Origin of the sequence: Oceanicaulis sp., from assembly GCF_051859625.1 — a bacterium.
Lineage (GTDB): Bacteria > Pseudomonadota > Alphaproteobacteria > Caulobacterales > Maricaulaceae > Oceanicaulis.
Map to the genome: position 1 here is coordinate 471,139 of NZ_JBHYFH010000001.1, position 14,820 is coordinate 485,958.

Consider the following 14,820-nt stretch of genomic DNA (forward strand, 5'->3'; position numbering starts at 1 on the left):
AAAATATCGACCAACGCCCCGTTAGTCTGCATGAAGCGCCCCTCAGGCGCTTCATTTCCGGAACGGAGTTCTCCGCTCATGCGCCTGTCATCTCTTGTCGCCAGCCTCATCCTTGGCCTGTGCCTGTTTTCAGCGGCGGACGCGCACGCCCAAGACGCGCGAACTGACGCCTATGTCGTCATCGCAGCCGGCGAAAACGTAGGGTATCTGACCGCCGAAATCCGCGGCGATCAGGTCGAGCTTGATTACGACGTGGACAATAACGGTCGCGGGCCGGGCAATCACCAAAGCCTGACGCTGAACGATGACGGCGTGCCGCTGTCCTGGACCATTGAAGGCCATTCCCTCTTTGGCGATCCGGTTCACGAAACCCTGACCCAGCAGGACGGGCGCTTGGTGTGGAACAGTCAGTCAGACAGCGGCGACGTCGCGGTCAGCGAGCCCCGGCTCTACATCGCCGCAGACAGCAGCCCCTGGAGCGCCGGCCTTTATGTGCGGGCCATCCTGGCTGCGGGCGCGGACTCCCTGCCCGTTCTGCCCGCCGGCCAGTTGCGGGTGGAAGAGGTGGCGCTTGACGCGCCCATCGACGGCGCGGAGGACGCGCGCGTCTACCGGCTGACCGGTCTGAATCTGGGCGCCGGCTATGTGCTGATGGACCCGGATCTGCGGCTGATCGCCAACTTCTCCGGCGGCATGACCATTCTGGAAGAATACGCCGCGCTCGCGCCTCAACTTGCCGCGCTGCGCGACCAGTTTGAAAACCGTCATCAGGAAGAGCTGCAGGACCAGCTGGCGCACCGCTATGAAACGCCTGTGGTCATCCGCAATGTGCGCCTGTTTGATCCCGACGCCGGCGCGCTGACCGATCTGTCCGCCGTCACCGTGTTTGAGGGCGAGATCGTGGGCGTCCAGCCCGACGCCGACGCCTGGATTGGCGAGGATCATCAGGTCATCGACGGCGAAGCCGGCGTGCTGATCCCCGGCCTTCACGACATGCACGCCCATATCAACGCCCAGACCGGCCTGCGCTATCTGTCCGCCGGCGTCACCAGCGTGCGGGATATGGGCAACGACCCTGAAGGCCTGATCGAACTGGTCAGCCGGATCGAGGCGGGAGAGCTGGCCGGCCCGCGCACCGTGCGCAACGGCATGCTGGAAGGGCGCAGCCCCTATTCAGTGCGCACCGGCATCATTGCGGACTCGCTTGAAAACGCGCTGGAAGCGGTGCGCTGGTACGCCAGCCACGGCTATCACCAGGTCAAGATCTACAACTCCCTGCCCGGCGACTGGATCGCCCCGGTGATCGCAGAGGCTCACGCCTGGGGGCTCGGGGTCACCGGACATGTGCCCGCCTTCGTCTCGCCCGACTATGTGATCGAGGCCGGCTATGACGACATCTCCCACATCAACCAGCTGATGCTGGGCTGGCTGCTTGAGCCCGAAGAAGACACGCGCACCCCGATCCGTCTGACCGGCATGCGCCGCGCCGCCGCGCTCGATCTTGAGAGCGAAGAGGTGCGGCATACCGTCGATCTGATGGTCGAGCATGGCGCCGCGCTCGACACCACCGCCGTGACGCTGGAGCTGTTGATGCTCAGCCGGTCAGGCGAATTCCCGAGCTCCGCCGCCGGTCATGTGGAACACATGCCGGTCGGGTTCCAGCGCAATCGTCGCCGCGCCTTCGTCACCATCGACAGTGAAGCGACCGACCTTGAATACCGCAACGGCTTCCAGAGTCTTCTGGACACCATGAAGATGCTCGACGCGCGGGGCGTCCAGCTCTTGCCGGGCACTGATAACGGCTACGGATTCACCGTGCATCGCGAGGTCGAGCTGTATGTTCAGGCGGGGCTGAGCCCGGCGCGTGCGCTGGCTCTGGCGACGCTGGAAGCTGAACGCTATCTCGGGCGCGATGCCTGGCTTGGCAGCATCGAAATCGGCAAACGGGCGGACTTCTTCCTGGTGCCGGGAAATCCGCTGGAGGACATCTCGGCCATCCGCCAGATCCGGCTGGTGATGAAAGACGGCGTCGCCTATCGGCCCGCCGACATTCATCGCGCTCTGGGCATTCAACCTTTCGCGGAGCCTGTCGCGCTGCCAGGTCATGATGCGGGATCGGCGCAATGAGAGTGATCGGCCAGGACTTCGTCCGCACTCATCTCAGCTATGAAGAAGCGATCCACCTGATGCGCGAGGGCATGATCGCCCTGTCGAGCGGTCAGAGCATCCAACCGCTCCGGTCCATCCTGCGTATGGCCGACAGCCGCATGTTCGGCGTTATGCCCGGAGCGCTAAACGGATCAGGGGCTTTCGGCGCCAAGCTGGTCAGCGTGTTCCCCGGAAACGCCGACAAGGGGCGGCAATCGCACCAGGGCGGCATTTTGATGTTTGATCCAGACACCGGCGAGCCCACCGCGCTGGTGCATGCGGGCGAGGTCACCTCGATCCGCACCGGCGCCGCCAGCGCCGCCGCGACCAATGCGATGGCCCGCCATGACGCGGAGCGCCTGACGGTGGTCGGCTATGGCGAACAGGCCGCTTCTCACATCCTCGCCATTTCCAAGGTTCGGGATCTGAAAGAGATCCGCGTCACGGGCCGGTCGATGGAGAAAGCCGAACGGTTCGCGCGGGACATCTCGGCGTATTCCGGGCTCGACATCCAGGCCTGCGAGGACATCCGCAGCGCCGTGGAACGCGCCGACATCATCGCCACCGTCACCGCCTCGCCCACCCCGCTTGTGAAGGGCGAATGGCTGTCGCCCGGCGCCCATATCAACATTGTCGGCTCAAGCTATGCCGGCCCGGCGGAAGTGGATGACGATCTGGTCGCGCGAAGCTATTTCATCGCCGACCATCGCGAAGGCGTGCTGGCGCAAGGCGCTGAATTCCTGAACGCGAAAGCCGCGGGTCGCGTCGATGACAGCCATGTGGCGGGCGAGATCGGCGATGTCTATCTGGGACGCCTGAGCGGCCGTCCCGAGTCAGACACCATCACAGCCTACAAATCTCTGGGTCATATCGTTCAGGATCTGGTCTGCGGACGCTTTCTTGAACAGCAAGCGCAAAAGCTGGGCCTGCCCGCACACCCCTTCTAGGGCTGCGCAGGCCGGCGTCGCGCCTTAGTCCTGAGCACTCAGGAATGTGCGGACCGCGTCTCCCAGAAGCGCACGATTGTCTTCGCCCACAAATACCGAATGCCCCGCCGGGAAATAGGCGGCCGTCAACCGATCCGCGGGCACGCCCCCCTGATCAAGGGCGTAGCGCCCGCCATAGGCCGGCGTGGACAGATCATACAGACCCGCCGCCCAGAACAGCGTCAGTTCGGGATCCGCCTGCATGGCCGCCGCCAGATGCGGGATGATCGGTCGCCAGTCCTGATGATCCCAGGCGGCGTTCACATCAAGGTTCAACGCCCGATAGGGACGCTCCGGGTCAAAACCCAGCACGGTGTCGTAATAGGCCTCGACGATGGACTCGTGCGCTTCGGGATCAAACCGCAAGGCCGGCTCACCCTCTGGCTCGGTCGGCTCGCCGGGGTGATAGCTCAGCCCCGGATCGTCATAGGGCGGGCGTTGCGCCGGGGCGTCCAGACGCGCCGTGGCGCGCGCATCCAGCTGCCCCGTGCGCAGGCCCTCATCCTCCAGCAGGGCGAACATGAAATCGCGATTGCTGAGGCGGAGATTCTTCTCGGTGATGAAGTCCGCCGGCAGGCCCAGAAATCCCGACATCGTCTCCGCGATCGCCGTCGCCTCCGTCTCAGGCAAAGCGTCACCCTGCTCCAGAGCAGGCAGATAGGTGTGCTCGACAAACGCGACCGCCGCGTCAAACACCTCAGTCACGCTGCGGCCGTCCCGGTCGATGCGCTGGTGATACCAGGCCGCGGCCGCCATGCTGGGAAAGCTGAGCGCATAGCCCGTATCCTCGCCGCGTCCGTCCGGCACCAGCGCGAACATCAGCACGCCGTCCAGATCCAGCTCAGGCGCCAGCCGGGCGATCTCCGCCGCCCGGATCGTGCCGTAGGACTGGCCCAGCACGAAGCGCGGCGACGCGGTCCGGTCATGACGCTCCAGCCAGGCCGCGATCACATCCGCGACCGAGCGCGCATCGCCTTCACGGCTCCAGAATTGCGCGCCGTCATCCTCGCTCTCGGGGATGGAGAAGCCGGTGCCCACCGGGTCGATGAAGACCAGGTCCGCCCGGTCCAGAAGGCTGTCGGGATTGGGTTGCAGATAGGCGGTCTCTCCGTCGCCGAACCGGCGCATCGGACCAAAGGCGCTGAAATGCAAGGGCGTGGTGGAGGCGCCTGGCCCGCCATTGAACAGGAACAGCACAGGCCGCTCCGACGCGTCCCCCGCGCCTTGCGCCACATAGCTGGTGGTCACCAGCCGCCCCGCGGTTTCGCCGTCTGCGCCGGGCAGCAATGTGGTTTCCACGATGGCGTCATACTGGACCGCCTGCCCCTCGAACACGCCGTCATGCGGGGTGCGCGCGGTCAGCCCGGTTTCAAGCGACTGGGCGGATGCAGGCTCGAACCAGAGCGCCGCTGCAAGGGCTGCGCTTGAAAGAACTGATCGATTAATGAGCTTCAAGGGGAGCCTCCTTGGTCCAGAGCGGACGAGCGAAATAAACGGCGACACCCACCAGCCCCCACAGGGTCAGGGCCAGATACGGACGCCAGTCGGTGGATACGCCAAGCGCGGTGACCAGAAGCGCCATCACCATGCCCAGCACCGCCCAGACCTGGGTGGCGCCCTTGCCCAGCTTGAACCCGGCCTGCTCGTACAGCGCAGGCTCGGTGCGCACGAGCACGATGGAGGACAGGCAAGTGGTGCAGAATTTCAGCAAGGTCGGGATGTTCACCGCCAGGAAGAGCGGCGCCAGGCTGGTGGGCATGAACAGGCCCAGAATGCAGGCGACGAACATCGCGCCCAGCGCCACATAGGGCGTGCCGAAACGCGGATGCACCCGGCCCAAAATCGACGGCAGCGCGCCGCTATGCCCCATGGCGTAGAGCGAGCGGCTGAACCCCATGGCGAGCGCGTTGAGCGAGGTGCCGATCGCCGCCACCGCCGCCACCGCGACGATGGGCTGGGCGGCCTCGCGCCCGACAAGCTCGGCCATGGCGTCAAGGATCGGGGTTTCGCTGCTCGCCAGCCGTTCCGCCCCCAGCAATCCCAGCGTCACGCCGCCGACCAGCAAGTAGACGACCACGGCGGTCGAGATCGCCAGCGCGATGCCGAGCGGGATGTTGCGGCGGCTATTGCGCACCTCGCCGCCGACCTCGGTCGCCGCTTCAATGCCGAAGAACAGGCCCACCAGCAAAGGTATGGCGGCGAAGACACCGCCCCATCCGCCCGTCATGAAGGGCGTGAACGCTTCAGGCGCGACATCCGTGCCGCCAAAGCCGACGAAGATGGCGAAAAAGCCGACCAGGACCACCATCAGCATGGTCTGCACGGTCGCGGCGATGGAGATCCCCAGAATGTTCAGGCCGAACACCAGGACGAACAGCCCCGCCATGGTCAGTTTCGTGGGCAGAGGCACGATGAAGGACAGGTAGCGCACCAGCACCAGCGCCAGAATGAACATGGCGCCGACATTCCCGGCGATGCGCAGCCAGACGATGATGAAAGCCAGCTTTTCAGAAACGAAGCGCCGCGGCCATTCATAGGATGCGCCGGACGCCGGCAGGGCCGAGCCCATGAAGGCGTAGGTCACCGCGATCACGAACATCGGCACAGCCGCGAAAACGACTGAAAGCAGCATGGCGGGACCGGCGAGCGCGGTCGCCGGCGCGATGACGGAAAAGATCGAGACCCCGATCGCGGTCCCCAGTCCGAGCGCGATGACGGGGAACAACCCCACCCCTTTGCGCAATTCCGGATCCGTCCCCATTCAGCTCTCCCCTCGTGTTTCGTAAAGCCAGGACACGACGCTCAGGTCCTGAACCGCGTGTCCCAGTGATTTAAAGACCGTGATGTCCTGATCCGTGGTGCGCCCGGCTTCACGCCCGGCCAGCACCAGACCGATTTCAGGCCCCAGCATGTCAGCGCAATAGGCGCCCGCCTCGACCGCGCGCAGGAACTCGCCGCCATGGGCGAGCACATGCGGGAGATGGTCTGGAAAGACCCGGCTTCGTTGCAGCAGCGCCGCGTCCGCCTCTGCCGCCATCGGGCCTGACGACCCCACCAGATTCACATGCGCGCCGGGACGCACCCAGGCGCCCTTCAGCACCGGATCGCGGGCGCCGGTCACCGTGCAGATCACGTCCGCGTCGCTTACCGCGTCTTTCGCCGTAAGCACCGGGTCGATGACGAGGCCGGTCTCTCGCGACCAGTCTGCAGCGATAGCGCGGGTGCGCGCGGCGTCCCGCCCCCACACGGTCACGCGCTGGAAGTCGCGCACATGACGCAACGCCTGCAAATGGGAGAAAGCCTGAACGCCGGTTCCAAGCAGGGCCAGGGTGTTGGCCTCCGGCCGCGAAAATGCGTCGGTCGCCACCGCGCTCATGGCGGCGGTCCGGATGCGGGTCACCTCGCCGGCGTCCGCCACGCAGACCGGCCGCCCGGCCTCGCGCTCAAACAGGATGACGAGCCCGTCATGGGTCTTGCCGTGATCGGTCTGGTAGACGCTGACGAGCTTGGCGCCGAAGCCCTGCCCTTCCGGCAGGCTGGCGGGCATCATCGCGAAAGTGCGCTGATCGCCCAGCGCGATGAAGCTGCGCAACAAGCTGTCGGCCTGTCTCAGAGACAACCCCGTCATGGCCTGCCGCATCAGATCCATGCAGGTGCGCCAGTCGAGCCTGTCACGAACAGCGTCAGCGTCCAGAAAGACCGGGGCCGCGCTCAAGAAAGCGCCTCGAGAACCCGGTCGATATCAGCTTCGGTGTTGAAGACGGACGGCGAAATCCGCAAGCGATGGCGCGAGAGCGACACCTGGACCTGCGCGGCTTGCAAGCGCTCATGAAGCTCTGCATACGCGTTCTCGCGCGCCCAGCTGATCAGGGGGCCGGTGCTGTCCTCCGCCGTCATGGGCTCAAAACCCAGAGCCGGCATCTCGCGCCGCGCTTTCTCGATCAGCGGCTGGCGGTGCGCCTGAATGGCCTCCACCCCTACGCGGCTGAGATAATCCAGCGACCAGTCCAGATGGGCCACGCCGGTGTTGGAATAAGTGCCCATGGCGAACAGGCCCGTGGCGTCATCGCGCGCGCCGGTCTCGAACGCCACATCGCCCGGCGTATCGTATGGATAGACATGGCTCGAAAAGCGGGCGAGCTGCTGATACCCGGCCCAGGGGCGCTGCACCTGATCAATCAGGTCGGCGCGCATATAGGCGAAGCCAAGCCCCATATCGCCCATCATCCATTTGAAACTTCCGCCCGCCATGAAATCAATATTGCTGGCTTTGACGTCGAACGGGACCGCGCCAATGGCGTGGATCGCATCCACATAGATTTTTGCGCCATAGGCGTGCGCCATCTCGGTCAGTGCGGCGAGATCATGCTGAAATCCGTTGATGGTGGAGATCGCCGACACCGCCACCAGCACCGTCTGGTCATTCATGGCCGCCGCCATGTCTTCAAGATGAATCTGATGGTCTTCACGCGGTCGGATGATCACCACATCCATGCCCGCGGCCTCCAACTCGTTATAGAGATGGAAGGAGCCGAAGAAATGCAGCGCGTCCGTCACGATGCGGCCGCCGCGTTCAGGCAGCCCCAGCGCCTTGACCACCAGGGCCTCGCCTGCAGACGTGTTGGTCACATAGGCGACTTCAGACACATCCGCATTGATCAGCGCGGCGTAGCGCTCCAGCACGGAGCGGCGCTTCTCGCCAATGCTGTAGCCCTCGACCTCACCGCTCATGCTGCGCGATGTCAGATAGGTCTCGACCGCCTGACGCGCGCCACGGCTGACCGGGTGAACCGAGCCTGAGTTGAGATAGGTTCCGGCGATATCGGGAAACTCGGCCCGATCAGGGAAAATCCGTCGCGCATCCTGCGTCTTGGCGGACGCCTTCCCCACAACGCTTGCCGCCAGCGGCGTCGCCGCAGCCCCGACCAGGCAGGCCCGACGGGTCAGATTGGCGTCTGAAAAGGATGAGGTCATGATAGGCTCCCATACGCATGCGCTCAGTAAACAATAGGCCAGCTCCAGTCTGCATTTCATGCCAATTGGAGCACTTGTCCGCAGGCGCGCGCATAACAAATGCGCCAGGGTTGGAATTTTCGAAGAGTTTACCCGGCGCCACACGCCGCATAGAGGCTGGCGTCACCCGAGCCTGTGCGAGAGAGCCGGGCATAAAAAAGCCAGACACCCTGCAAGATTCAGCAAATCCTTCCGCATGCGGGCTTTTACACTGGCGTCACCCTACCAGTCTGAGGAGATGAAGGATGGGCCTACGCACACTCTCGCGTCAGATCGCGCTCAGCATGTCGGCGCTTGCGCTTGCAACACTGGCAGGCTGCGCTGACCCTTCCGCCACGACGGCTGAGCCGGAAGCTCAGAACGACGCCCATGCCGGCTTGCCCCGGATGAGCCTCACCTTCACTCCCGGCGGGCTTGAAGAGGAAGCCTTTGTCGACGTCACGGTGGAGCTGACGGGCTATGACGTTGAAGCGGGCGAGCCGTTTCTGACAGCGCCCGCCATTTTCGCAGGCGTTCTGGGCGCCCCTTATGGCGAGGGCGATGTGGCGCCTGTCATGGCGTTTGACACGGAAGGTCCGGTCTCGCTGACCCGTGCGGACAATCCCGAAGACCCCAACAATTTCATCTATTATCGGCGCTGGCTTGCGGATCGGGACACTTTCGGGCCGATCCGGGTTCAGTACCGCGCGCCCATCGCGCTGGTTCCGCCCACGCTGGGGGCGGGGCCGCCGTTCGACTTGCGTCTGAACGAAGGTGTGATCACAGGCGCGGGCAGCACTTTTCTTGTGGTGCCGGACACCAACCAGCCTTTCCAGATGACCCTGAATTGGGATCTCGACCACATGGCAGAAGGGTCGATCGGCATTTCCAGTTTCGGTCGGGGCGAGACCGAGCTCACCGGCCCGGCGGGACGACTGATCCCCGCCTATTACATGGCCGGTCCGGTCGGCCGATACCCCACCGATGGCGAGGACCACGCCTTCAGCGCCTACTGGATCGGCGATCCGCCCTTTGATCCGGACGAGACCATGCCCTGGTCTGAAGAGGTCTATCAGGCGCAGCTTGACTTTTTCGGCATCGAGAACCCGGAGCCCTACACCTTCATGTCGCGCCCGAACCCGTATCCGGGCGGCGGCGGCGCGGGGCTGACCAATTCCTTCATGCTGTCCTATCCCGGGGACACCGCGAATCTCGATGACATCGCCATCACGATCATCCACGAAATGAGCCATAAATGGGTGGGCGGCGTCTCGGGCCCTCCCGGCGCCACCTCGTGGTTCACCGAAGGCATGAACGTGTTTTACACGCGCCGCGTGCCGCTGAAATACGGGTTGTTGTCTCCGGACGCTTTCCTGGAAGACGTCAACAAGCACGCTCGCCGGTACTACACCAACGCCATCAATGACCTGCCCAATGACCAGATCCCGTATCTGTTCTGGCGCGACACCCGCGTGCGCACCCTGCCCTATGACCGGGGCTCGCTGTACTTCGCCGGCGAGGATGCGCGCATTCGCGCCGCCAGCAACGGCGAACGCAGCATGGATGATGTGTTCTTCCAGATCGACGAGATCCGGGAAGCAGGCGACCCGTTCACACCGGAAGTCTGGGCCGATCTGATGGTCGCGGAGCTGGGCGAGGACGCCCGCACCCGGTTCACCGAGATGATGGCGGGCGCGCTGCAGGTGCCGCCGTCAGACGCGTACGGCCCCTGCTTCATGCGTGAGGAGACTCCGAGCCGTGAATTCCAGCTCGGCTTTGACGCCTCGACCTTGAGCAGCGAGGAGCGGATCGTGTCCGGGCTGGTTGAAGGGTCAGCGGCGGAGCAGGCCGGCCTTCGCAATGGCGACCGCATTCTGGAGCCGGTGGCGCTGGAAGCGGCGCAGTCTGACCCTGAGCGCACACTCTCACTGTCCGTCGGTCGTGACGGCGAACGCTTCACCCTTGAGTACCTTCCCCGTGGCCAGACAGTCACCGTTTACACCTGGGCGCGCACGCCTGGTGTTGACGACGACGCCTGTCCGCTCTGACGCCTGTCCCCTTTCAGGTCATCGAAACCCCGCGGGCCAGGCCCGCGGGGTTTGTCATGTCTGGATTGTGCGCTGCAAGAAACCGCGTCATTCGGGCGGATAAAATCTGCGCAAAAACTGTCATACTCCGCATAGACCTGTCCCAGATCATCCAAGGACCACCCCAGAACGCCTAAATATTTCGCGAGCCATGAATGAAACTAGACCTCAGGACGGGCCCAGGTCAGCACATCAATAACAATCGGCCGGGCGCAATCAAAAAGCCTAATGGGGAAGCAGTATGAAACGTCACACTCTGAAACGGCTGTATTCAACCACCGCACTGGTGACAGCCGCCTTGCTCAGCGCCGCACCCGGCGCCCTGGCCCAAACTGAAACCGAAGCGGACGACACGGCTTCGGCTGAAGTCATCGTCGTCACCGGTTCGCGGATCCGCCGCTCGGTCGCCTCGACCCCGGCGCCGGTTTCGGAAATCAGCGCGCAATCGATCGAGGATCGCGGCTATCTGAGCGCAGCCGACGCCCTGAACGACATCCCGTCCATGGCGCCGCAACTGAACCAGGCCGATGGCAGCGGCGAGTCCAGCGGCTCCGGCCAGCAATATCCCTCGCTGTTCGGTCTTGGCGCCGGACGGACGCTCAGCCTGGTCAACGGTCGTCGGTTCGTCACCACCTCCAGCGGTCTCGGGGACGCACAGGTCGACGCTAACATCATCCCCACCGGTCTGATCGAACGGGTCGAGATCGTCCAGGGCGGCGGCGCCGCCGTGTACGGGTCAGACGCCATCGCCGGCGTGGTGAACTACATCCTGGTTGATGATTACGAAGGCTTGGAGCTCGACCTGCAATACGGCGACTCCTGGGAGTACAATGACTACGAACAGCCTTCGATCCGGCTGACCGGCGGCACGAACTTCGCCGACGACAAAGGCAATATCGCCTTCAACCTCGAATGGTCCGACACGCCCAGCCTGCAGTTCTCCGACCGGCCGCGCTCCAACCTGGCGCGTCTGACCCAGGGCAATCCGCTTGATACGGGACCCAATGACGGCATCCCGTCCGTGAGCGAGGTCATCCCGGCCCATTTCTGGAACTTCAACACCAACGGCGTGATCTACTCCACCCCCGCCCCGCCCCCGAACTTTCTGGCGCGCCTGAACGGCAGCCCGATCCAGTTCGCCGCAGACGGCAGCATCGTTCCCTATGATCCGGGCAACATCCTGGGCATTCCCTTCGCCGAAGGCGGGGACGGTTTCCGCTACAGCGATCTGGCGGGTCTGCGGACCGGCGTCGAGCGCATCGCCGCCAACGTCATCACCCATTACGACGTATCGCCGAATTTGCGTCTGACGGGCGAATTCATGTACTCGTCCACCGAAGCGGAAGAGCGCCCGCAAGGCGCGTCGCGCACCGTGCTCAACAGCGCGGCCAGCGGGTCTGGCCCGATCCTGTTCACGGTCAACAACCCGTTCCTGACCGCAGACGCCATCGCCTCGCTGAGCCAGGTCAATCCCGGCTTCGCGTTCGGCGCGCCGATGTGGATGTCCAAGCATTTTGACGGCCAGCTCTTCCCGGAAGACCGCCAGACGCACACCACCGACAGCTGGCGCGCCATGCTGGGCGCGGAAGGTGAGTTCTTCGCCGCAGATCGCGACTTCTACTGGACGGTGTCAGGCAGCTATGCCGGCGTTGAGGGCGAGGTCCGCTCCTGGGGCGTGAACACCGCGCACATGGACAACGCCCTGGCCGCCGTCAGCGACGGCGCGGGCAACATCGTTTGCGCCATCAATGTCGATGCGGACGCCAGCAATGACGATCCGGCCTGCGCACCGCTGAATCCGTTCGGGTTCGGCAATATCTCGGCAGAGGCGCAAAACTATGTCTCTGCGCGGACCGGTCAGGATTTCACCAACACCCAGTTTGATTTCCTCGCCACGCTCGGCAGCTCCCTGTTTGATCTGCCCGCAGGTCCGGTCGACTATGTGCTCGCCTATGAGCACCGCTATGAGGAAGCTGAGTTCAATCCGCTGGAAGCGAACCGTCTTGGCCTTGTCGGCACGGGATCACGCGTCCTGGCTGAAGAAGGCGACTACAAGACCGACGAGCTCTCCGTGGAAGTCCTGGCGCCTCTGGTGGGCGGCGACTTCACCTTGCCTTTCGTGCAGGAACTCGAATTCTCAGGCTCCTTCCGGTATGTGGACAACTCCATCACCGAAGCCGAGACCGTCTGGGGCGCCGGGCTGCGCTGGCGTGTGAGCGAAGACCTGATGGTGCGCGCCTCGCGCAGCCGGAACTTCCGCGCTCCGACCCTGACCCAGCTGTTCGCCCCGACCAATGTCGTGCTCAGCAGCTCGGGGATCGACCCGTGTGACGCCGACCGCATTGACGCCGGCCCGAACCCGGCTGTGCGCCGCGCCAATTGCGAAGCGGAATGGGCCGCCAATCCCAATTACGGCGATCTGGCCACCTTCCAGAACCCGGCGGAGAACTTCACCCTCACGGAGATCACCACGGGCGGCAATCGGGACCTCAAGAACGAAGTGTCCGACACCTGGACCTATGGCTTCGTGTTCGAGCCGTCCTTCGTTCCGGGGCTGACCCTGACGGTGGACCGGATCGAGATTGATCTGACGGACGGTCTGTCCGCCTTCACCAATGAAGAGTTCATGGCGACCTGCTATGACAGCGCCGAGCAACCCGCCGACATCTGCGCCGCCTTCACCCGCCTGGCGGCGCCGCAAGGCACCAACCCGGCCGGCACCGTGGTCACAGGCCGCTCGACGACGGTGAACGCTGGCGAAATCCGCTATGAAGGCGAAGTCTACTACGCCCAGTACGAGCTGCCGCTTGAAAGCTGGTTCACCAGCTTTGATCCCGGCCAGCTGACCCTGGGCCTGCAGGCCACGCATACGAGCCTTCTGACCACGTCCGCCACAGGTTCGACCTTCATTCGCACCGACGGCACGGATGACAAACCCGAATGGGTGGGCCGGTTTGACGCGATCTGGACCCGCGGGCCGCTGCGCATGACCTACCAGGCGTATTATCTCGATGAAGTCCTGGCGGCGCCGGGCGCGACCATCGAGAACAATCCCAACCCGGTTCTGGACTCAAATATCACCCACGATATTTCCGGGCTTTATCAGCTGACCGATGACCTGACCCTGCGGGCCGGCGTCATCAACGTCACCGATGAAGAACCGTCCTACCCGTCGCTGAGCCATGGCGACATCCTGGGACGCCGCTGGTTCGTCGGCGCCAATTACCGGTTCTAGACCGGTCGCGCATGGGAGCGTCTCAGCCGAGGCGCTCCCGTTCGCCATCTGCGCAGACTGACACGCCCAGACCGGCGTTCTCGCGCAGGCAGGATTATGCGGCCTTTCCAGAGGCCTCGCCGCTGAATGCATAAAAAGGCCTCTCCCCGAACGCTATCAACGGTGAGCAGAGCCTCTGTTCTGGCGGCGGCACAATGGCAGAAAGTACGGACCCCATGGACTATGCGTCATGGATACGCGGGATGATCGAACGGCTCGCCAAAGAGCCGCGAGAAGCCTGGGCCCTGTTTGACAGCGCCGTTCCAGAGCCCAAATCACTGGTCCGGGAACTCGTGTCCGACGCGTTCAGAGACCCCGTCACGTCGCGCTATACCAGCGCCTTTATCGGCGGCAATCCCTACACCGTCTCCGCCCTTGCGCGCCGCTATGACGTGCCGCGGGACTGGATCATAAGCACCACCGGCGCGACCGAAGGCCTGCATACGGTCTATCGCGCCCTGCTTGAGCCTGGCGATCATGTGCTGGTGGAGACGCCGCGGTTTGAGCTGTTTGACAGCCTCGCCGCCAACAACCACCTCAACGTTGATCATTTCCAGCGCCCGGCGCCCGAGTTCGCGCTTGATCTTGCTGGGCTGGAAACCGCGCTGACGCCCAAAACCCGCATGGTGGTGGTTTCAGACCTTCACAACCCGTCCAGCCATCCGATCCCGCCCGATCAACTGGACGCGCTGGCCGCGCTGGCGGAGGCGCGTGATTTCTGGGTGGTGGTCGACGAGGTGTATCGCGATTACGGGCCGATGAGGTCGCGTCAGGATATTGGCGCAAAACGCTCGCACCGGTTCATCTCGATCAGCAGCCTGACCAAGATCTACGGATTGAGCACGCTGCGCTGCGGCTGGATCATCGCCTCCGAGGACGCGTTGAAACGCTTGCGCGCGCACACGGATCATTTCTCGTTCGGCGTCTCCAAGCTCGGACATGCCGTCGCAGCGCTGGTGCTTGAAAACAGCGCCTCTTTTGACGCCTATGTGCAGCGCCTCTCGGAAGCCGCCCGGCCTGTCATGACGCGCCATTGCGATCTCTGGCGCCAGGAAGGCTGGGTGGAGAGCGCGCTGCCCGATCATGGCTGCGTCGCCTTCCTCAAGCTCAATGAGATCGAAGACACGCAGGCGTTCTCCACCTGGCTGATGGAGCACAGCAATGTCATCGTCGCCCCCGGCGAGCTGTTTGGTCAGCCCGGCTATGTGCGTCTGGGCTATGTGCAAGACCCCGCGCAGCTGGAAGAGGGGCTGACCCGTTTCACCGAAGGCTTGCAGGCCTATCGCCAGGCCCGGATCCGGAAAGTCGTCTGACCTTCAGGATCCGGCCGGCG

General features: G+C 64.1%; 9 protein-coding genes. 5 read left to right on the forward strand and 4 right to left on the reverse strand.

All coding sequences use genetic code 11. The features are described from left to right. The first annotated feature begins 78 nt into the window (after positions 1–78). Both ACTIGF_RS02310 and ACTIGF_RS02315 read left to right on the forward strand, forming a co-directional pair. Entirely contained in the window at positions 79–2,127 is a 2,049-nt protein-coding gene (locus tag ACTIGF_RS02310; RefSeq protein ID WP_439635330.1) for an amidohydrolase family protein, read from the forward strand. Then, positions 2,124–3,095: an ornithine cyclodeaminase family protein gene (locus ACTIGF_RS02315; protein ID WP_439635331.1), complete on the forward strand. Its 972-nt coding sequence runs from the start codon at positions 2,124–2,126 to the stop codon at positions 3,093–3,095. Before ACTIGF_RS02310 ends, ACTIGF_RS02315 begins: the two co-directional genes overlap by 4 nt. A gap of 24 nt (positions 3,096–3,119) precedes the next feature. On the opposite strand, the gene ACTIGF_RS02320 is transcribed toward ACTIGF_RS02315, so the two are convergent. The 4 genes from ACTIGF_RS02320 to ACTIGF_RS02335 are packed head-to-tail and all read right to left on the reverse strand — an operon-like array spanning position 3,120 to position 8,108. Further along, positions 3,120–4,589, reverse strand: a complete 1,470-nt coding sequence (locus ACTIGF_RS02320; RefSeq protein ID WP_439635332.1) for a S10 family serine carboxypeptidase-like protein — start codon at positions 4,587–4,589, stop codon at positions 3,120–3,122. Beyond that, positions 4,576–5,895 (reverse strand): APC family permease, encoded by a 1,320-nt coding sequence (locus ACTIGF_RS02325; RefSeq protein WP_439635333.1) that lies wholly within the window; start codon positions 5,893–5,895, stop codon positions 4,576–4,578. Before ACTIGF_RS02325 ends, ACTIGF_RS02320 begins: the two co-directional genes overlap by 14 nt. Then, the gene (locus ACTIGF_RS02330; RefSeq protein ID WP_439635334.1) at positions 5,896–6,849 is read right to left on the reverse strand and encodes an ornithine cyclodeaminase family protein; all 954 of its coding nucleotides are present in this window, start codon (positions 6,847–6,849) and stop codon (positions 5,896–5,898) included. Next, entirely contained in the window at positions 6,846–8,108 is a 1,263-nt protein-coding gene (locus ACTIGF_RS02335; protein ID WP_439635335.1) for an aminotransferase class V-fold PLP-dependent enzyme, read from the reverse strand. Before ACTIGF_RS02335 ends, ACTIGF_RS02330 begins: the two co-directional genes overlap by 4 nt. 284 nt (positions 8,109–8,392) lie before the next feature. Here ACTIGF_RS02335 and ACTIGF_RS02340 point away from each other — a divergent pair, with 284 nt between their 5' ends. The 3 genes from ACTIGF_RS02340 (at position 8,393) to ACTIGF_RS02350 (ending at position 14,800) form a co-directional block, all read left to right on the forward strand. Beyond that, positions 8,393–10,174, forward strand: coding sequence for a peptidase M61 (locus tag ACTIGF_RS02340; protein ID WP_439635336.1), 1,782 nt, complete (start codon positions 8,393–8,395; stop codon positions 10,172–10,174). A 280-nt stretch (positions 10,175–10,454) separates the two neighbouring features. Continuing rightward, entirely contained in the window at positions 10,455–13,448 is a 2,994-nt protein-coding gene (locus ACTIGF_RS02345) for a TonB-dependent receptor domain-containing protein (RefSeq protein WP_439635337.1), read from the forward strand. A 194-nt stretch (positions 13,449–13,642) separates the two neighbouring features. Continuing rightward, positions 13,643–14,800 (forward strand): pyridoxal phosphate-dependent aminotransferase, encoded by a 1,158-nt coding sequence (locus tag ACTIGF_RS02350; RefSeq protein ID WP_439635338.1) that lies wholly within the window; start codon positions 13,643–13,645, stop codon positions 14,798–14,800. Positions 14,801–14,820: the final 20 nt, after the last annotated feature.

Bases quoted from the DNA above. Each gene is read 5' to 3' on its own strand.
- ACTIGF_RS02310 (WP_439635330.1), top strand. From the start codon at position 79: ATGCGCCTGTCATCTCTTGTCGCCAGCCTCATCCTTGGCCTGTGCCTG.
- ACTIGF_RS02315 (WP_439635331.1), top strand. From the start codon at position 2,124: ATGAGAGTGATCGGCCAGGACTTCGTCCGCACTCATCTCAGCTATGAA.
- ACTIGF_RS02325 (WP_439635333.1), bottom strand. From the start codon at position 5,895: ATGGGGACGGATCCGGAATTGCGCAAAGGGGTGGGGTTGTTCCCCGTC.
- ACTIGF_RS02335 (WP_439635335.1), bottom strand. From the start codon at position 8,108: ATGACCTCATCCTTTTCAGACGCCAATCTGACCCGTCGGGCCTGCCTG.
- ACTIGF_RS02340 (WP_439635336.1), top strand. From the start codon at position 8,393: ATGGGCCTACGCACACTCTCGCGTCAGATCGCGCTCAGCATGTCGGCG.
- ACTIGF_RS02345 (WP_439635337.1), top strand. From the start codon at position 10,455: ATGAAACGTCACACTCTGAAACGGCTGTATTCAACCACCGCACTGGTG.
- ACTIGF_RS02350 (WP_439635338.1), top strand. From the start codon at position 13,643: ATGGCAGAAAGTACGGACCCCATGGACTATGCGTCATGGATACGCGGG.